A 19,135-nucleotide genomic window follows, 5' to 3' on the forward strand; every position below is an offset into this window, starting at 1 on the left:
TGAGACTTACCGCGCCGATTGTCTCATAGCTTGTGCGGCTACCGCCGCGAGAAAAGCCCTCGCCGCGGCATCGCAGGCCGCTCGAGACGGGCCTTTGGCGAAAAGAAGAAGCTCGGCGGCTCGAATGTTGAGCCCGTGCTTCCTTGCGAATGTGGCTAGATCGTAAGGCTTGTTGTCGTAAGGTTCGTCGTCGTAGTCGATCGTCAGATCGTAGTTTTCTTTCATTTTCTTCCTCCCTTTAGCGATCTCCCCCCTCCTGTCGCTAACGCAAAATTAACGTCGATGGCGGCGGGCGAGTCCACCAATCAGAGATTGTGTAAAAAACGTACGAGCTCGCATGCTCACCCTCGCAACGGGCCTGCGAGCAATCGCCGCCGACCGGACCGGTCGAAAGAGCCGATTATGATGGCAATGTTGGAAAGGCTGCCACGGCCTGGTGCTACAGGGGTGTCCGAGACGCCTAGCGTGCCTAAATGGCCGGCATTTTCATCTTCCAGGCCCCGGTCCGCAGCCGGCCTCGTTGGGTCCGGCTAAAGGATAAGTCCGGCTAATAACACCGTAAGGAGCAGCGACAGCGGAACGGCCGCAAGACACCAGATCTCCAACGTGTTGTTTTGCAGCGGGTCCATCATCAGCCTCACTTTTTGGTTTGTCATTGTGACACTAACGGTTGGTCGGAGGTAGCGGTTCCAAGCGACGCCGTTCATAGAGCGCTGCCTGTGCTGCATATTAGCAACAGCTTGACGACCGCTGAGCCGGTACCGCTTGGACAACTTCACTGGCGCCGGTGGATGCGTATTCCGCAGGACTGCAAGCGCCCCTCGGCATCAGTCGTGCGGGGATCGATCGCCGCCCATGATCAGCGCCGAGCCGGTCATGCCCCGGAACCCAATGGCTGCATCTATCTCCGGCCGAAGTTTCGCTACCACCGAGCCGATCCGATGTTCACTCCAGCCAGCGATGCGCGTTTACAGGGACCTAAGTCTGACCTGCCTGCGCAATGGTCTTGTGTACGGCCGGCATCGGGAACAACTGCGCCCGTCTTCAGTTGATGGCGTCACCTCCTCGAGGAGACATCGGCGCAGAATCAGTCCCTTCATGCGCTGATTAGGGTCCGCCTGCCATTGCTGGATTTGGCAGGCGGACCCTTGGTTCTGTACGCTCCAGATGGAAAGCGGGTAAGCTCGGGATCACTCATCATCCCAGAAATCCCGTAGAGACGTAGGCGGAGGTCTTCCTCGCCCCTGAGATGCTTGACCTGGCTTGACATCCGAGACGACCTCCCAGCGCGCACGCAGCGGGGTCGCCCTCAGCCTTCCAGCGCCTCGTGCTGGTAAAGCTCGTCCATGCTGAGCGCCGCCAGGGCCGCGAACGGCGCCTGCTTCTTCACGCGGCCGTGGCTCAGGATCACGACGTCGTCGCAGAACGAAACGGTGCTGCGATGATGGCTGATGACAATGGTGGTGCGGCGGCCGGCGCGCGACTTGAGCGTCTCGACGATTGCAGCTTCCGACAGGCCGTCCACCGCATTGGTGGCTTCGTCGAGGATGAGGATATTGGGATCGCGCACCAGGGCTCTGGCCAGCGCGATCCGCTGCCGCTGTCCCGCCGAGAGATTGACGCCACGATAGCCGACGACCGTCCGGTAGCCCTGCGGCAGTTGCTCGATGAAGCCATGCGCTTCGGCCAGTTTTGCCGCGCGCTCGGCGTCATCGGCCGAGGCCGCGTCCTGGCCGTAGATGATGTTGTCGAAAATCGTGCCGTCGACCAGCTCCAGCTCCTGGCTGGCGAGCGCGATGTGCTTTCGCCATTGGCTGGGGTCGATGCGGTCCAGAGGCGATCCATCAACGAGAATCCTGCCGCTATCCGGTTCGACGAAGCGGCACAAAAGATTGACGATCGTCGTCTTGCCGGCGCCCGACGGGCCGATCAGCGCGGTCGAGCGGCCGCTGCGGAGGTCGAAGCTCGCCGCATGCAGCACCACCGCGCGCTGTTCCGAACCGGAATAGGTAAAGGTGACGTCTTCGAACTTGATGCCTTGGCTGAGCCCGGGGAATGGGCTGTTGCCTTGCGGCGGCTGGGGCTTGTCGGACGGGTCCAGCATCCACGTCACCTCTTCAAGCGATCCACTCAGGCCCTGCAGCTGGCTCCAGGCCATTTGCAGCGACCGCATATAGGGCTGCAGCCTGTAGAGCAGGATGACGAAGGCGACGATCAGCGGGAAGGAAACATTGGCGAACCAGGCGCCGATCACCACCGCCAGGAACAGCATGGCGTGCAGAACCTCGGTCAGCGGCGGCAAAGCTCCCTGACGCGTCAAAAGCACGAAGGCCGCCCGGCGCACCGCATCCGATGCCTGGTCGAATGCCGCCTTCTCGCGTTGCTCCTGGCCAAAAATGCGGATCAGCCGCCCGGCATGCACCAGATGCAGCATCTGCGATGCGAGCTGGCTGTTGCGGGAGGCGACGCTGCGGCTCGGCGCCTTCAAATTGGCCGACAGCACGGCGTGCGCGACCTGGACCAGCGCCAGCCCCAGCGTGACCAGCAGCGTCATCTGCCACGACAGAAGCAGCAGGAAGGCCAATAGGATGATTGCGGCCGATGCATTGACGATTGCCCCCAACGTGATCTGGATGGCATCCGAGGCCCGCCAGGATTCGTTGGAGATGATGTTGAGCAGCCGTCCCGGGCTTTGCTGCAGGAAGAATGGGTAGCCCACCCGCAGCAGCTGCTCCGACAGCGCGCTGCGGATCGAATGGCTCGCCTTGCCGTAGATGAAGGTGGTCAGCAGCGTGTTGGCGAAAGCGAACAGGTTCTTCAGCACGATCGAGCCGAGGATGGCGACCGATATGACGATCAGCCGGTCGCGCTCGCTCAGGCTCGATCCGACATGCTGGAAGACGGCGGAAAAGCCGGCCATGCCGGTCTGCCCCTGCTGCCCCATGATTATGTTCAGCAACGGGATGATCAGGCCGATACCAAAACCTTCAAGCGCGGCGCTGAGCAGCCCGAGCACCACCACGGCAGGAAGCAGGCGCAACTGCTTTCTCCCCAGCGCGCGGCGCAGCATCGGCAAGCTGGGCGGCATCAATCGCATGGTGGCGGATCACCTCGCCTCGGCATTTGCCTGTTGCTCCTGTCGCATTTGCGCCGGCTGCGGCGATTTCGCCAGCAAAAGCACCGCGAACTTGGCCGCGCCGAGCAAATTCATGCCGACGATCGGCCAGTGCGACAGCTTGAGTTCACGGTCGAACAGCGGGCCTTTCCCCAGTTCGCGCAAGGCCGCCCTCATCGACCAGTAGAAATGCCGAAACAGCCACGGCGCGTGGCGGATATGCTTCAGGCAAAGCCCGCCATTGCCCATGCTGTAGTCGCGATGCAGCTTTTCGATGGCCTTGCGGTCGCGCCGGCCGTGATGGTGATAGATGGTCATGTCGGGCACGTATTCGACCGGAATCCCAAGCAGCACCGCCCGCACCAGATAGTCCGTATCCTCCGCCGATCGCAGCGGGCCGCCGGCGCCGAACCGTTCGTCGAACCGCCCGATACGGGCGGCGACATCGCGATGCATCGTCATGTTGCAGCCAAGCACGAAGCCGCCGGGATGGACATCCGGCGTAAGCCGCGCGCGCACCGGCGACCGCTTGATAGTGAACGGCAGGTCGCGGGGGTCGCCGATCTCGACGCGGCCGCCGCGGATGACCCGTTCGCCGGCCGCATAGTGCCGCTGCAGATCGCGCAAATAATCCTTGTGGACCGCGCAATCATCGTCGACGAAGACCAGCACGCGGCCCCGCGCCCGCTCCAGCCCGGCGTTGCGCGCGGCCGCCAATCCGGGTCGCGGCTCGCAAATGGCGGTGAACGGGATGTCCGACAGTTCGGCGATGCTGGCCAGCCGTTTGGCCGTGCTGTCGGTCGAGCCGTTGTCGACAACCACCAGCTCGGCGGCAAAGTCGGCATGGGCACGACACGCGGCCTGGATCGAGCTGATGCAGGGCTCGAGTACGGCGACACGGTCGCGTGTGCAGACAATGAAGCTGACCGCCGGCGCCGGTCCTTGCTGCGGCCGCGGCGACATGGCCGCCGGCACCGTCGAGCGGCCGCGCTGCTGGACCTGGTGCGATTTGACGAACATGCGTTGCTAGCTCAACTGGTTCGAAGGCAAAACCGCCGCGGCCGGCACGGACTGCAGATACCGCGACAGGGCATCCACCTGCCTGGTGACCGACATCGAGGCGAGACTGAAGCGCGGCGCGAAGGCACCGGTCCGAAACACGTACTGCTCGCGCCGCCGGATGAGGTTCCATTTCGCCGTCCGCGTCAGGAATTCGTGCATCAGCAGCGGCTGCCTTTCCCCCGATATCAGCTGGTAGAGGAAATAGAACAGGTTCAGCGTGCCGGCCTGGTAGCTCGGCCTCGTCTCGGCCGGCAGTGCCGAAATCCTTTCTTCCAGCGCAAGGATCCATTCGGCGGCACGGCGAGCCGTGTCCATCGACAGGACCTCACCGATGTCGCGCATGCCTTGCGTCTCTTGTGCGAGCCCTTCGCGCTCGAGGTTCTCGGCGACGATCTTCAAATGGGTCCTGCGCATTTCGCGCTTGTGCCTGTTGGTCACGCTGTCGTCATGGATACGATAGGCGATCAGGCTTTCGGGGATCATGGCCGCCGGGTAGCGGTCGGTCAGCCGCCTGAAGAGGTCGAAATCCTCGGCATGCTTGTAGCTTTCGTCATAAAATAGAACGCTCTCTTCGATGACCTTCCTGTTGTAGACGACCGTGGAATGCATGAAGATCGTGAAGAACATCGACAGTATTCGCAGGATATTGTCCTGGAATATCGGATCGGGCGAACCCCTGACGATGCGGTTGCCGAGCAAGGTATCGAAACCCGCGCCGCATAGAGCCAGGTCAGGCTGCTGGTTGAACAGCGCGACCTGCCGCGACAGGCGCTGGGGATAGGCGATGTCGTCGGCGTCCATCCTGGCGACCAGATCGCCGCGCGCCACGGCCAGGCCTTCGTTCAAAGTTGCGATCAGGCCACGGTTTTCGCGTGAGATGATCGAGATGCGATTGTCGGTCTGGCGGTATTTCTGCAGGATCTGCAGCGAGTTGTCGGTCGAGCCGTCATCGATGGCGATGACCTCCAGACGCTCGTAATCCTGGCGCAGGACGCTGCCCAGCGCAGCGGCGAGATAAGGTCCCGCATTGTAGATCGGCAGCAGAACGGAAACCAAGGGAGCAGCAGCCATGATCAGCTCCGATCGGTTCGGTGCAGCTTGCGCGGCAAGGGTGACGTGCCACCATCAAGCGGCCTGCCCGGATATGCTCCGGCCGCGAGCCATCCGGCATTGCCCACGTCCATGCCTGCCGAGATGGCGCCTGGGCCTTTTCCAGCAACATAGGGGAAGTGGCGCTTGAGGCTGTTGAGCGGCTTTTCGAAAAGCAGCCACGAAACCGAAGCCAGCATGAGCGTCGCAGTTCCCGCGACCAGGAACCGCCCCGGCCCTTGCTCCGAGACGTTGAGCGAGATCCAGGGCTGGGACTTAACGACCAACGCCAGCACTATGGGATGGTAGAGATAGACGCCGTAGCTTATGCGGCCAAGGCCAAGCAGCGGCGGCAGTTCGAGAAGTTTTCCGACGCGACCGCCAATGCCCGTTGAACAGCTTGCAACGATGACCACCAGAGGCGCGACAGGCAGGATCTGCAACAGCAGCCAGAGACCCCATTCCTGCACCGGATTTGCCGGCGCCGGCGCAAACCACTGCAGAACGAAAAACGCCGCGGCGAGCCCCGGCCAGCCAGCTCGAAGCCATTGCGGCAAGCCGGCTGTTCTTGACCGGTAGGCGGCGAGCAGCGCACCTGACGCCAATGCATCCATCGACGCCGGCGGCAGCAGGTCGCGCGCCAAACCGGGCGTTCCCGCGATCGGCCAATAAAACCGGTAGGCCAGCGACAGCATGATCACGCCGATGCAGATCGCTTCGAGGCGCTGGCGCGGTGCCAGCAGGACGATCAGTGGCCAGGCGATATAGAACTGCTCCTCGATGCTCAGGCTCCAGAAATGGCAGAGCAGCCAGGGCGTCCATTCATTCTGCGCCGCGTACCAGAAATTCGACAGATAGAGGGCATGCCAGGCCAGCGATCCTCTGGACTGCTCCAGGTCCACCAGCCAGACGAAACCCAGCACGGCGAAATAGGGCGGGAATATTCGCAGCGCCCGCCTGATATAGAAGGATTTCAGCGCCGGTCCGGTTTCGAATTCGGCGGCCGCTCTGGCTTCCAGCAGCAGTCGCGTGATCAGAAAGCCGCTCAGCACGAAGAACAGGCGCACGCCGATATGGCCCCAGAACGAGGACCCTCCGGCCGCGAAGAAATGGGAGTACAGCACCATCGTCACGGCGATGGCCCTCAGCGCGTCCAATTGGGTGTCGCGCGCATTTCCCATTAGCGGCATACGCCGGAGGGACGGCGAAACTGCCAATCGGTCAATATAGCGGCGTCGTTCACGGCGCATTCCAATCGGAAGCGCCCCCCTCAGGCAGAATAGGGCCACCATTGTGCAACGCAACACAAAAAGTTGACACATTTGAAACAGGAGCGTGAGGCGCAGCTAATAAAGGCTAAAGAACAGCAGAAAGCAGCCTGAATTGTCCACTTTTGACGATTTTCTCGCGCTGCCTTGGCCCGCCGATATCGGCGGGAGGGTGCTGCGGTGCAGCATGTTCGCCGCCATCACGGACGCAAAATCGGGGTCTGGACACAGATTGACCCCACAGGACCGGCCGGCGACCGACGCTCCGCGACCTTCTTTTCTGCGCTGGCGCGGCTGCTGTTAGCGCGACAACAGTGGGAGCAAGCGCGAGCTTCCCACTCCCGAGTTACGCCTCCTTGTTGGCATTCGCGAGCGCCACTGTGCGACGCTCCGGGAGCCCCATTCCGACGAGCGCACCGGCGAGCGAGAGCAGAGCGGAGACGTCAATTGCCGAGGTGAAGCCATCGCTGAACGCGTCAGTGGACGAGAAGCTTCCAGTGCCGGCGAACACCGCACCGGCGGTCGCGATCCCGGATACGCCACCAAGGAAGCGGAATGTGTTGAACGTGCCGGCAGCCTTGCCGACCTCCGGCCGGGCGACCGCATTGAGAACCGCGTTCTGCGCGGCAGGCATGGCCATCGACACGCCGGCACCGGTAATGATCAGTGGGGCGACTAGCTGGATATAGGGCAGATCAGGTGCGGCGATCTGCGCCAGCCAGGCCATTCCAGCCGCTTGCAGGATCAGTCCGGCCACCACAAGCCAGCGCTCGCCGACGCGGTTGATCAGGCTGCCGGAGATCGGTGCGACCACGAAAAGCGTCGCGGTCCAGGGCAGCAATCCCATGCCGGCGCCGAACGGCCCACGGCTCTGGGCAAACTGCAGAAACTGCGGCAACAGGAACACGAGGCCGTACATGGCGGCGCAAAGCAGGAAGTTCGCCCCTACGCCCGAGGAGAATGCGTGCGCCCGAAAGAACCGCAAAGGCAGCATGGGCTCACGGGTACGCAGCTGCCAAAGGACGAACACGATGGCGAAAAGCAGCCCGGCCGTCAGCGCCGTCAGCACTTCAGAGCTGCTCCAGCCCACGATGTTGCCGCGCATGAGGCCCCAGACCACTCCGAATGCCGCCGCAGTTACCAGCACGACGCCGAGGACATCGATAACCGTGCCCGGCCCGTGACTCTCCGGAATCCGACGCATCACCAGCGGGATGAGAACGATGCCGACCGGGACATTGAGCCAGAAGATCCAGTGCCAGGAGAGGCCTTCGGAAATCGCACCGCCCGCCATCGGGCCGATGATCAGGGCCAGGCCGGTGATGCTGCTGAAGATACCCAGCGCCTTGCCTCGTTCCTCCGGAGGAAAAGCGACGCTCAGCAGCGCCATTGCCAGCGGCATGACCATTGCGGCACCTGCGCCCTGGACCGCACGGGCCGCAATCAGCAATCCGGCATTTCCAGCGAGCGCGCAGGCAACCGACGCTGCGACGAACAGCGCCAATCCGGCAACGAGCGTACGGCGGCGGCCGAACCTGTCACCGAGCGCAGCCCCGGTCATGAGCAGGACGGCAAAACTCAAATTATAGGCGTTCATCGTCCATTGCAGCGTCTCCAGCGAGGCATCGAGCTCGACCCGCATCGTGCTCAATGCGGTCGCGACGACCATCGCGTCGAGAACGACCATCAAGGAGCCTATCGATGTGAGGGCGAGAACCCAGACCTTCGTTGATCCCGCACTTTGCTTGCTCATGACTATGGCGCCTCCGGCTTGAACAGAGGGCCCGCCAGGTCGCGGGCCTACGATGCAGAGACGCGGAAGCATCACCAAAGGATTCCAGCCAAAGAAAGTTTTTTCGACCGAATCCTTTTGCCCTCGTCGAGCGTCTATAGGACGCTGCGCCCGATGGCGGGCGCCTCTGCCTGGGAGATACGCATGAAATCGACCCTTATGCGATGACCGGATCCGCAACCGGCACGCCAGAAGGACGGGAGCCATTTGATCGGCTGCTCGGCGAATTGCGACCGAAACTACACCGTTATTGTGCCCGCATGACCGGTTCGGTGATCGATGCCGAGGATGTCGTCCAGGAAGCTACGGTCAAGGCGCTTGAGGCGTTCCCCGGGACCGGACCGATAGCCAATGTCGAGGGCTGGCTGTTCCGCATCGCGCACAATACAGCGCTCGACCACCTGCGCCGTCGCGCCAGGTTGGATGCCGCGCATGCCGTCGAGGATATCGATACGATACCTGACCCCGGCATATCGGCCGAGGGCCGGCACACTGCGGCCGCAAGCCTGCAGACCTTCATGCGGCTGCCCGCGGCGCAGCGCAGCAGCGTCATCCTCATGGATGTGCTCGGCTATACGATCGAAGAAATCGGCAACATTATCGACAGCAGCGTTCCGGCGGTGAAAGCCGCACTGCATCGCGGCCGTCTGCGCCTGCGCGAGGTCGCCGGCGAGCCTGACGATAGGCCCGTGCCGTTGTTGGCCGAGCCGGAGCGGGCGCGTCTGGCAGCCTATGTAGAGCGGTTCAACGCCCGCGACTTCGATGCGATCCGCGACATGCTGGCCGAGGACGTCCGGCTTGACCTCGTCAACCGGCTCCGGGCGAGTGGTCGCACGAAAGTGGGCCGGTACTTCCACAATTACGCGGGTATCCACGATTGGCGGCTGCTTCCAGGCCTGGTGGATCGGCAGCCAGCCATTCTTGTGATTGATCCGGACGACTCGGCCGGAGGGCTAAAATACTTTATCCTGCTGGAATGGGCCGGCGACAGATTGGCGAGAATTCGCGATTTCCGCTATGCGCGCTACACGCTTGATGGCGCCGAGGTGATGCCTCTGCGGGCATAGCAATTCGCGTTTCATAATACCGAACAAACACTGCCAGCCATTTTTGGATCGCGGCCGCTTGCCATCCAAGCGGCCGCCCTTTTCCACCGATCCTGCTTTAAGCCGGTTGCAACTCCCTGCGCGGCAGCGGCGGGAAGGCGATCGCAATCGCCATCGCGCCAAGCCCGACAAGGGCCGAGCCGATGAACAGCCAGGAATAGCTGGCGTAGGCATCGAACACCATGCCGCCGGCGAGCGGGCCGAAAGCCATGCCGAGGCTGGACAGCATGGTTACTGCACCGAACACCGTGCCGAGGATGCGCTGGCCGAAATATTCGCGCGCCAGCACCGCATAGAGCGGCATGACGCCGCCATAGGTGGCGCCGAAGATGACGGCGAGCGTGTAGAATTGACCAAGCTCGCTGACCGCCAGATAGGCGGCGATAACCACGGCCTGTATGGCCAGCCCGGTGATCAGCACCGGTTTAACGCCCAACCGATCGGCAAGCACGCCGTAAAGCAGCCGGCCACCCAGCCCTGCCAGGCCCTCGATGCTGTAGATACTGACCGCCGCCATCGGCGCTATGCCGCACAGCATCGCATAGCTCACCATGTGGAAGATCGGCCCGGAATGCGCCGCGCAGCAGGCAAAGAAGGTCAGTCCCAACACTATGAATTGCGGCGAGCGCAGCGCCTGCGGAACCGTCATGCCGGCACCCTCGGCGACAACGCTTGGGGCAGCGCCGTCGGCAGCGGGCTTGGGCGGCTGGCGCACCAGAAGCGCGGCCGGCAGTAGCAGCACCCACGCGGTTATGCCGATGTCGAACATTGCGGTGCGCCAGTCGTAGGCCGAAATCAGCCAGCGGGCGAAGGGCGAGATGGTCATTGGCGCCACGCCCATGCCGGCCGAGACCAGCGAGACGGCGAGGCTGCGGTTCGTGTCGAACCAGGCGGAGGTGAGCGCGATCATCGGCGCGAAGAAGGCGCTTGCCGCGAGGCCGACGAGCACGCCGTAGGCCAACTGGAAAACGAGCAGCGAACCGGTGCGGCTGGCCAGGACCAGCGCCAGGCCAAGCAGCACGGCGCCGGTCATCACGACGATGCGGGCGCCGAAGCGGTCGTAAATGGCGCCCCAGGCGAAGCCGCCGAGGCCCATTACCAGGAAGTTCAGCGTCATCGCACTCGATATGCCGGCGCGCGACCATTGTGTGTCGAGCGCCATCGGTTCGAGAAAGATCGCCAGCGAGAACATCGCCCCGAGGGCGACACAGGTCATCAACGCGCCAGCCGCGACGATAACCCAACGATAGGGAAGGCTCATTTCACTTTTCTCCCATGCCGGAAGCGTTGATACGGCACGACCTTTTCCGCCGAGCCGCTTGCGTCCGAAGGACGTTGGAGATGTCTTGAATCCGACAATCCGGTTGCATTTTTTATCCAGTCGGCGCGATGGCGCCATTCCACGGCTTTCTGGATTGACCGCGCACCATTCGAAGCTAGATTTCCAACCGGCGATCAGGAGCTGTCAAGCATGGCAAATCAGGAACTTCATCGCGGGCGTCTCATCGACCACCTCCAGCTGGTGGTCAGGGATCTCAAGGCCAGCCGTCGTTTCTACGAGGCGGTTCTCAACGTGCTCGGCATACCGATCGGTGGCGCCGGCAATGATTATTTCTGGGCCGATGAGCTGTTCATTTCCAGCCCCGACAGCCCGGCGGCCCTGGGAAAGCTGACCGGCCGCCATCACCTGGCCTTCCAGGCAAATGACCGCGCCATGGTCGACGCATTCTACAGGGCCGGCCTCGACGGCGGCGGCACCGACAATGGCGCGCCCGGCGAACGATCCTACCATCCCGGCTATTACGCCGCCTTCCTGCTCGACCCCGACGGCAACAACATCGAGGCCGTCCACCACGGCGCGGCCAACCGCAGCGCCGATTCAGTGAAGATCACGTTCTAGCTTCGGGTAAGGGTGGTTCGCACCGGCCGGCACGGTTGGTCTCTGCCAAAAGCTGGGTGTTTGCGTCATAGACCATGCGTCTGCCCTATCGCGTCAGCGCAGCCATTTGGCCTGCAAGGAAATCGACGAACAGCCGCGCCCGGACCGGCAGCTGTCGCCCGTACGCATGGACGATGTGCACCGGCATGGTTGGCATCGCCACCTCGGGCAGGATGCGGACCAGGCGACCCGCGTCGAGATCGTTCTGCACGGCAAACCGCATCAGATGCGCGATGCCGGTGCCGGCAAGTGCGGCATTGCGGATGGCGCCGCCGTCATCGGTATCGAGCCGCCCATCCGGCACGATCATCGTACCGTCGGCAAATGTGACCGGATAAGGCCGGCCAGCCATCTGGTGGCGGACGAATTCATGGTCCCGTAAATCCTCGACCGATGCCGGACGGCCGCGCCGCTCGACATAGGCCGGTGAGGCCACCAGCATGATCGGCAGATTGGCGATCTTGCGCGCGACGAGCCCGGTGTCTGAGAGCGGCCCCATGCGCACCGCAACGTCATAGCCTTCGCGGATCAGATCGGCGTGACGGTCGGTGACGCTGAGCTCCAGTTTGACTGCGCCGTGCTGCGCAAGGAACGCTTGCGCCCATGCCGCGATCAGGCCACGCCCAAGCTCGACCGGCGCTGTAACGCGCAGCAGGCCGCGCGCCGTATCGGCCATCTGAACGATGTCTTCGGCATCGTCCAGCGCCCTGAGCAGCGGCGCCACGCGCTCGTAATAGGCGATGCCTTCGCTGGTCAGCCCGAGCCGGCGCGTCGAGCGCTGGATCAGCCTGACGCCGAGCCGACGCTCGAGCCGCGCCACGCTTTTCGACACTGCCGACGGGCTGGAGCCGACCAGCCGGCTGGCGGCATGAAACGAGCCGGCATCGACCGTGCGGACGAAGGCGACGAGACCGGCGGTCTTTTCGAGGATGGTGGTCATTCCGGAATTCCAGGCACGAAAGAACGGATTGCGGGCACCATAATACGCGTTTCGATCATGATTAAATACCGCTCATCGTCAACAAAGGAGAGATTTGATGAGCAAGCTGAACGGCAAGGTCGCCATCGTCACCGGCGCCTCCAACGGTATCGGCGCCGCCATCGCCAAGAGTCTTGCCACGGCCGGCGCCGCAGTGGTCGTCAACTACGCCTCGTCACGGGAAGGCGCTAACCGCGTTGTCGCCGAGATCGAGGACCGTGGCGGCCGCGCCATCGCCGTCCAGGGCGACGTGTCGCAAGCGGCTGATGTGCGCCGCCTGTTCGAGGCGGCGAAATTGGAGTTTGGCGGGCTCGACATACTGGTCAACAATGCCGGAGTCTTCGCATTCGAGCCGCTGGAAGCGGTGACCGAGGCCGAGTTTCACCGCGAGTTCGACATCAATGTGTTGGGCATCATTCTGACCACGCAAGCAGCAGTGAAGCATTTTGGCGCGGGCGGCGGCAGCATCATCAACATAAGCTCGGTCGCCAGCCGCAATCCGCAGCCGAACTCGCTCGTCTACGCCGCGACCAAAGGTGCGGTGGACACGATCACGCTGTCGATGTCGCGGGAACTCGGCGCACGCAACATCCGCGTCAACGCCATCGCGCCCGGCGGCATCGATACCGAGGGCCTCGCGCGCATCGGCATCGTCGGCAGCGAATTCGAGAAGCAGATTATAGCCATGACGCCGCTCGGTCGCTTCGGCCTGCCCGACGACGTCGCCCGCGTCGCGGTGTTCCTCGCCTCCGACGAAGCGTCCTGGCTGACCGGCGAGCGCATCACCGCCTCCGGTGGCTGGCGATAGGCATGGAGGGCGCGAACCTGCCGGCTCGCTGACCGTGCTACCCGCGGCGCGACGCACTGCAATCGATGACGAGAGCGATCTAAGCCCTATGTAGCAGCGAGGAAGGAGCGCCGTGCGCCATCGATGACGGCGAGATGCCAGGGAGGTAACGGATGACGGGCGACGAAAAAGCAATCCGAAAGCTGGTCGAGACGTGGATGGATGCGAGCAAGCGTGGAGACATCGCGACCGTCCTCAGCTTAATGACGGACGACGCGATCTTCATGGTTCCCGGCCGGGAACCCTTCGACAAGGAGATCTTCGCGGCAGCCGCGCGGGAGACGGCCGGCGTTCATATCGACGGCACGAGCGATATCGTGGAACTACAGCTTCTCGGCACTTGGGCCTTCATCCGCAGCCGCATCAATATGACCGCGACCCCGCCGAATGGCGAGCCGGTCCATCGATCGGGATATGCGCTGACGCTCCTGCGCAAGGAGGCGGATGGTGAGTGGCGGCTCGCACGCGACGCAAACCTGCTGACCCAGCAAGGCTAGAGCCGGTCTCCGGCATCGCTGCACCTGAAGGCGCGCCAGGGGGGAGCGATTAGATGGCGAAGATGCGATGCAGGTCGCCCTGAACAGCGTTCCCCTCCTCTACCCGATCACACCGGCAAAAGGGCGTTCGGCTTGACATCGGCGATGGAGGCGAACGTGTGCGTTTCGCGCACGCCGGGCAGCGGCAGGATGACCCGCTGCAGGAAATCCTGGAACACCGCCATATCGGCGATCCGCGCCTTGACCAGATAATCGAAACCGCCAACCACCATATGGCACTCCAGAACCTCCGGAGCTTTCGCCACGGCTTCGGCGAAGCGGTCAAAGACATGAGGCGCCGTGTGGTCAAGCCGGACCTCGATGAACACCAGCGTTCCCCGGCCGACCTTGCGCGGATCGAGCATGGCCCTGACCGCGGTGATGAACCCGTCGCGGAACAGGCGCTTAACCCGCTGGCTGGTTCCGGTCGGAGACAGCCCGACACGCCCGGCAAGATCAAGCGTCGTCCGGCGTCCGTCTTCCTGGAGCAGCCGGAGCAGGCTGCGGTCTATCTGGTCGAGGTCGCTCATTTCACAATCCACGCTATCTAAGGGATTTGCGTGTTGATTTCACGCAGAGACACCAAAATCAACGTATTTCACAACATAAAACCTCGCAATAGCCTGCGCTTCCCTCACCGCTGAAAGCAAACGTGGTGAGCCGATTTCGAACACAGGAGTGCAGGATGACCAAGCAAGCGTTCAGCCCAGCCGGCAAGAGTGCGGCAGAAATCAGCAAGGGAGCGACCGAGATCCTGGTGCTGAGCGAAACCGACGTGATGGAATGCATCGACCTCAGTCAGCTTCTCGATGTTCTGGAAGACGGCTTCAAGGCGCTGTCACAAGGCAAGGTCGTCAATCCACCCCGACCACAGCTCGACATCCCCGAGGCCGGCTACAGCCTCGCCATGCCGGCCTGGATGGAGGGCATGAACCTGACCGTCAAGATCGTCAACGTCTTCGAAGGCAACCTGGCCAAGAACCTGCCCAGCCACCTCGCCACCATCACCCTGTTTGATCCGCTGTCCGGCCTGCCGGTCTGTATCATGGACGGCACCTTCATAACCGCGGTGCGGACCTCCGGCTCCGCCGTGCTGTCGGTGCGCACGCTTGCCCGCAGGGACGCCAGGATAGCGACCGTGGTCGGCGCCGGCGTGCAGGCCAACCAGCACCTGCATCTGTTGCCCTTGGTGCGCGACTTTGCCGAAATCCGTGTCGCTTCGAAGAGCTTCGACGATGCGGCAGCGCTTGCCCGGCTGCATCCGTCGGTGGTGGCGGTCGCCGATCTCGAGACGGCAGTGCGCAGTTCCGACGTGGTGTGCCTGGCGACCCACTCCTACCAGCCGGTGATCGACGCAGGCTGGGTCCAGCCGGGCACGCATGTCTCCTCGGTCGGGGTGGCGCCGCCCGGCGGTGAAATGCCGATCGAGCTCATCGGCAGATCCAGTCTTTTTGTCGAAACCAAGGATGCATTCAAACCGACCCCGGTCGGATCTTGCGAGCTTGCCGGCTTCGACCCGGATTTCGGCACCGAGCTTGGCGCCATGCTGCTCGACCGCGCGCCGGGCCGCGTTTCGGATCAACAGATCACCACCTACAAGGCGATGGGCATTGCGATGGAAGACATGGTCGCCGCCGACCTCGCCTATCGTTGCGCCCGGCGTCTGCGCAAGGGAAAGCTCACCGTGCTGTAGGCGCGTACCGCGAGCAATGCGGGATCGACAGTGCTGACAATGGCGCTTTCGCGCAAGCGGCCGGGCTAAAGGCCGGCCCCTCAGGCCGGCTCGCGCTTCAGCGCCTGCGCCATGCAGTGGATGCCGCCGCCGGTCTTGGAGATCTCGCTCATGTCGATGGCCGCCACCTCGAAGCCGCGCGCCTTGAGCTGGCCGATCAGCGTCTGGCTCGAGGTCGGGGCGATTACCCTGTCCTTGCCCAGCGACATGAAGTTGCAGCCGAGCGCCATCGTGTCCTGGAACGGCACGTCGATGATCTCGTGGCCCTTGCCCTTCAGCCAGTCGACGATGCCGGGCTCCGTACAGGCAAGGCAGACGGCGGTCAGTTTTTCAGCGATCGGCACCACCATCAGGTCGATATGGACGTAATACTCGTCGATGAAGGCGATGCGGGTCTCCCAGCCCTCCTTGTCGAGCCAAGCCTGGACCTGGCGCGCGCCCTCCTCCTGCGTGCGGGCGCCACCGCAGCCGATCAGCACGACGCCGTCCTCGATGACGTTGAAGTCGCCGCCCTCGAACGTGCCCGCGGTGACCATGTCGTAGATCGGGATGCCGAGCTTCTCATAGGTGCGGATCGCCGCGTAGTTCTCGCCGCGCCGCCACCACTGGGCCATGGCGGTGATGATGGCGCCGTACGGCGTCATGACGCTGGAATCGCGCGAATAGACCTGCATCGGCAGCTCCGGCGTCGGCTCGTGCCAGTGGATGTTGACGCCGAAATGCTCATAGGCGGCGACCAGGTCCTTGTGCTGCGCCTGCGCGATCTGGACGTTGCACGGCGCCTCCCGCAGATGCTTGCGCGACAGCGAGCTGGTCGAGAGATGGCGCAGGAAATTCGGCGAGCCGAGCAGCACGTCGGTCAGCACATCGGTCTCGTTGGCGAAGCCCCAGGCGGTCAGCGGCTTGGTTCCGCCGGCCGGGTTGCGGTGCTGCAGCGAAAACGCCTCGGCGACGATGCGGTCATGGACGGTCATGGGGTTTCTCCTCGTGAAGGGCGGCTTGGTTGATCATGCGGCTTGGTTGCCTGGTATCCACCAATCCCGTCCGCGCGGGGTGGTGATGTATTCCGGCCAGCGAAATCCGATGGGCGGATCGTAGTCGCAGAGCGGCGCGATCCAGTTCGAGCCGCCGATGCCGCCGCCGGTGCGGGCGACGAATTCATCCATCGCCGCGTTGCGCGCGGCATCGTCTTCCAACAGGCGAAGTGCTGCCAGCGCGACCGTCTTTGCGGCGCAGATGACCATTGGGTCGATGGTGGCAGAAATGCCGCCCAGCGCATTCATCGCCCAGGACGGAAACGCGTGGCCGTTCTCGGATCGCAGCGCCGGCCGGGCGACGTAGAACCGCGCCGTCGGCGTCTGCCACGACATGTCGGTGTAATCGTCGGAGGTCGAATTCAGCTGCGATGGCGGCAGGTCGCGGCGCAGGAGCGCCTCGGCCGCCTGTGGTGCAATCAGCCGGTCCAGTTCGTCGATGAATGGTTCCTCGGTCGCTTCGCCGCCGGCATTGACCTGGATTTCGCGGGCGATCGCCTTGGCGGTCTTGTCCCAGCACGGCGGCCCGACCGCCGCCAGCGCGTCGAAGGCAATGCCGGCCATTGCGTGGTTGGCAAGCCCCGGCCGCGACTTCGACACCCAGTGCCGCTCATGGCGGCAGCCGCTCATCCTGGCTGCGGCTTCCGCATTGCGGTCGAGCAAGGCGGTGACCTGCTCGGCCATCGCCAGCGTCGGCACGCGGATCATGTACTGGATCTCGGCCAGCCCGGCCGGCAGATTGTCGGCGGTCGCCTGGCCCGCCGTCAGGATCGCCTCGCTGATCGACCAGCCACCCTGGTGCGGCAGCATGGAATCGCGCAGCGCCTTGGACGCCATATACATCATCATCAGCGCGTCGTTGGCGCCGGGCGCCCTGACTGCCGAATGCGCCTGCGGGATGGGTGCTGCGCCGCCTGCCGCCCTCGCCCAATGTTCCGGCTCGTCGCACACAAAGCGGTAGATCATCGCATAGGCCGCACCGCAATGCGTATCCCAGCGCGCGGTATTGCAGAGCGGCAGCATATAAAAAGGATGGAAGGAGACCATGCCCGCTAGCCCATCGTAATAGCCCTTCGCGGCATGGATCGGCTTCGACCCGCGCACCTTCTCCGCCGGCTCGCCGGTGAAGCGCAGCGTGCCTGATATGCCGTGGCGCTGCATCGCCGCCTTGGTCGCCAGCAGCCCGCCGAGGCTGGCAATGCCGAGGCCGGAATGCGGATCGGTGTGGCCGCCAGCCTGTTCGCCGAGGCCCGGGCGCGGTCGCTTCACCGTCGCAGCATCCTGGCAATTGCCGGGCACTGCATCATACTCGGCATACAGGCCGATGGTCGGCCCCGCGCCGTTGGTCCAGTGGGCGCAGAAGGCGGTCGGCATGCCGCCAGAACCTTCCTCGACGGAAAAGCCTTCGTGCTTCAGATGCTCGACATACCAGGCGGCCGACTGGTATTCGCGCCAGGCGGTCTCGCCGAAGTCGAAGATTGTCCGCGTCCACGCCGACAGCGACGGCTGGATGTCGTCCAGACAGGCAAGTGCGGTCGCTTGCGCGGAGGTCACCGGTTTCTCCATGGTGGAAAGAAAGCAGTGAAGCGCCCCGCCAAAAAGTGATATGTTTTCCCGGCTCATGCAAATTCGGTTCACCTCTTGAGAATTCCCTCGACGCAGGCGCTGCGCGCCCTCGACAGTTTTGCCCGCCACGGCAGCGTCTGGCGCGCCGCCGACGAACTGCATCTGACCCGCAGCGCAGTCAGCCATCAGCTTCGCCTGCTCGAACGCGATCTCGGCTTCGACCTGCTCGAGCGCATCGGCAAGGGCGTGGCGCTGACGCCGCGGGGCCAGCGCTATGCCAGCGACGTGCGCAAGGCGCTGACGGTGCTGGGCGACGCTGTGACGCGCCATGCCGGCACCGGCATCGGCGGCTCGTTCAGCGTCAGTTGTACGCCGGGTTTCGCCTCGCTGTTCCTGTGCACCCATATCGGCGAGTTCCGGCAGATGTACCCCGATGTCGCGCTGCGCATCCTGACGCCGCGGCGTCTCGACGACGTGAGCAATGCCGAGGCCGATGCCTTCATCGCCTTCGGCGTCGGCAATTGGCCGAACCGCGCGGTCGAGCTGTTGTGCGGGATCTCCTTTACGCCGCTGTGCAGCCCGACGCTGCTCAACAAGATCGGCGGCTTCTCCAAGCCGGCAGACGTGCTGCGCGCCAATCTCCTGCATCTCGGCGATACCGAGGACTGGGCGCGCTGGCTGGCGCTGTCCAAGGTCGAGAACCCCGACCCGGAAGGCGGCATCTTCTTTTCCGACATGAACCTGGTCTTTTCGGCGGCAATCGCCGGCCAGGGCATCGCCATGGGCGACGAGCTGACCAGCGGCCGGGCACTGAGCGAAGGCCGGCTGGTCCGCCCCTTCGACATAGCGATCAATTCACCGCGCTCGTATTTTCTGGTTTCCGAGCACGCCAAGGCGGCGCATCCGGTGCTGGAGGCGTTTGGGCGGTGGCTGCGGTCGAAGCTGTCGGAGAACCAGCGTTAATCTCCCCCCTCGAGGGGGAGATTGGCGCATAGATGAATCAAATTTGCCGATCAGGCGAAAACTATTCGGTTGCGGTGAGCCGCCGCCCTGCCTACGATTTCGGCTAC

Annotated in this window: 17 protein-coding genes; 6 read left to right on the plus strand and 11 right to left on the minus strand. The window is 63.6% G+C overall.

Annotated elements, in window-relative coordinates; translation table 11 throughout:
- Window positions 1-6: 6 nt before the first annotated feature.
- From NKH67_RS15345 to NKH67_RS15370, 6 genes are all read right to left on the minus strand, one after another.
- Window positions 7-225, minus strand: coding sequence for a hypothetical protein (locus tag NKH67_RS15345; protein ID WP_292659780.1), 219 nt, complete (start codon window positions 223-225; stop codon window positions 7-9).
- A 1,084-nt stretch (window positions 226-1,309) separates the two neighbouring features.
- Window positions 1,310-3,097, minus strand: coding sequence for an ABC transporter ATP-binding protein (locus tag NKH67_RS15350; RefSeq protein WP_352501269.1), 1,788 nt, complete (start codon window positions 3,095-3,097; stop codon window positions 1,310-1,312).
- Between the two features lie 9 nt (window positions 3,098-3,106).
- Window positions 3,107-4,135, minus strand: coding sequence for a glycosyltransferase family 2 protein (locus tag NKH67_RS15355; protein ID WP_502893753.1), 1,029 nt, complete (start codon window positions 4,133-4,135; stop codon window positions 3,107-3,109).
- A gap of 6 nt (window positions 4,136-4,141) precedes the next feature.
- Window positions 4,142-5,248 (minus strand): glycosyltransferase family 2 protein, encoded by a 1,107-nt coding sequence (locus NKH67_RS15360; RefSeq protein ID WP_352501270.1) that lies wholly within the window; start codon window positions 5,246-5,248, stop codon window positions 4,142-4,144.
- 2 nt (window positions 5,249-5,250) lie between these two features.
- Entirely contained in the window at window positions 5,251-6,447 is a 1,197-nt protein-coding gene (locus tag NKH67_RS15365) for an acyltransferase family protein (protein ID WP_352501271.1), read from the minus strand.
- A gap of 433 nt (window positions 6,448-6,880) precedes the next feature.
- A complete protein-coding gene (locus NKH67_RS15370) occupies window positions 6,881-8,287 on the minus strand; it encodes an MFS transporter (protein ID WP_352501272.1) in 1,407 nt (468 codons plus the stop codon).
- Window positions 8,288-8,490: 203 nt separating this feature from the next.
- Here NKH67_RS15370 and NKH67_RS15375 point away from each other — a divergent pair, with 203 nt between their 5' ends.
- Entirely contained in the window at window positions 8,491-9,393 is a 903-nt protein-coding gene (locus NKH67_RS15375; RefSeq protein ID WP_352501273.1) for a sigma-70 family RNA polymerase sigma factor, read from the plus strand.
- A 97-nt stretch (window positions 9,394-9,490) separates the two neighbouring features.
- On the opposite strand, the gene NKH67_RS15380 is transcribed toward NKH67_RS15375, so the two are convergent.
- The gene (locus NKH67_RS15380; protein WP_352501274.1) at window positions 9,491-10,693 is read right to left on the minus strand and encodes an MFS transporter; all 1,203 of its coding nucleotides are present in this window, start codon (window positions 10,691-10,693) and stop codon (window positions 9,491-9,493) included.
- Between the two features lie 210 nt (window positions 10,694-10,903).
- Here NKH67_RS15380 and NKH67_RS15385 point away from each other — a divergent pair, with 210 nt between their 5' ends.
- Window positions 10,904-11,332: a VOC family protein gene (locus NKH67_RS15385; RefSeq protein WP_352501275.1), complete on the plus strand. Its 429-nt coding sequence runs from the start codon at window positions 10,904-10,906 to the stop codon at window positions 11,330-11,332.
- Window positions 11,333-11,417: 85 nt separating this feature from the next.
- Here the strand turns inward: NKH67_RS15385 and NKH67_RS15390 are convergent, their stop codons facing one another.
- Window positions 11,418-12,311 carry a LysR family transcriptional regulator gene (locus NKH67_RS15390; RefSeq protein ID WP_352501276.1) on the minus strand — a complete coding sequence of 298 codons (894 nt, stop codon included), beginning with the start codon at window positions 12,309-12,311 and terminating at the stop codon, window positions 11,418-11,420.
- Between the two features lie 97 nt (window positions 12,312-12,408).
- Here NKH67_RS15390 and NKH67_RS15395 point away from each other — a divergent pair, with 97 nt between their 5' ends.
- Together NKH67_RS15395 and NKH67_RS15400 are read left to right on the plus strand one after the other, a co-directional pair.
- Window positions 12,409-13,158, plus strand: coding sequence for an SDR family NAD(P)-dependent oxidoreductase (locus NKH67_RS15395; protein WP_352501277.1), 750 nt, complete (start codon window positions 12,409-12,411; stop codon window positions 13,156-13,158).
- 152 nt (window positions 13,159-13,310) lie between these two features.
- A complete protein-coding gene (locus tag NKH67_RS15400) occupies window positions 13,311-13,694 on the plus strand; it encodes a YybH family protein (protein ID WP_352501278.1) in 384 nt (127 codons plus the stop codon).
- Window positions 13,695-13,801: 107 nt separating this feature from the next.
- On the opposite strand, the gene NKH67_RS15405 is transcribed toward NKH67_RS15400, so the two are convergent.
- Window positions 13,802-14,263, minus strand: coding sequence for an Lrp/AsnC family transcriptional regulator (locus NKH67_RS15405; RefSeq protein WP_023677275.1), 462 nt, complete (start codon window positions 14,261-14,263; stop codon window positions 13,802-13,804).
- A gap of 155 nt (window positions 14,264-14,418) precedes the next feature.
- Between NKH67_RS15405 and NKH67_RS15410 the strand changes: the two genes are divergently transcribed.
- A complete protein-coding gene (locus NKH67_RS15410) occupies window positions 14,419-15,426 on the plus strand; it encodes an ornithine cyclodeaminase family protein (RefSeq protein ID WP_352501279.1) in 1,008 nt (335 codons plus the stop codon).
- An 80-nt stretch (window positions 15,427-15,506) separates the two neighbouring features.
- Here NKH67_RS15410 and NKH67_RS15415 read toward each other — a convergent pair whose 3' ends face one another.
- Together NKH67_RS15415 and NKH67_RS15420 are read right to left on the minus strand one after the other, a co-directional pair.
- Window positions 15,507-16,439, minus strand: a complete 933-nt coding sequence (locus tag NKH67_RS15415) for a dimethylarginine dimethylaminohydrolase family protein (protein ID WP_352501280.1) — start codon at window positions 16,437-16,439, stop codon at window positions 15,507-15,509.
- A 33-nt stretch (window positions 16,440-16,472) separates the two neighbouring features.
- The gene (locus NKH67_RS15420) at window positions 16,473-18,065 is read right to left on the minus strand and encodes a zinc-binding metallopeptidase family protein (protein ID WP_352501435.1); all 1,593 of its coding nucleotides are present in this window, start codon (window positions 18,063-18,065) and stop codon (window positions 16,473-16,475) included.
- A 75-nt stretch (window positions 18,066-18,140) separates the two neighbouring features.
- Between NKH67_RS15420 and NKH67_RS15425 the strand changes: the two genes are divergently transcribed.
- Window positions 18,141-19,028, plus strand: a complete 888-nt coding sequence (locus NKH67_RS15425; protein WP_023677271.1) for a LysR substrate-binding domain-containing protein — start codon at window positions 18,141-18,143, stop codon at window positions 19,026-19,028.
- Window positions 19,029-19,135 lie beyond the last annotated feature (107 nt).

It is taken from the genome of Mesorhizobium sp. M0968 (assembly GCF_040319065.1).
In the GTDB taxonomy this organism is placed as follows: Bacteria; Pseudomonadota; Alphaproteobacteria; order Rhizobiales; family Rhizobiaceae; genus Mesorhizobium.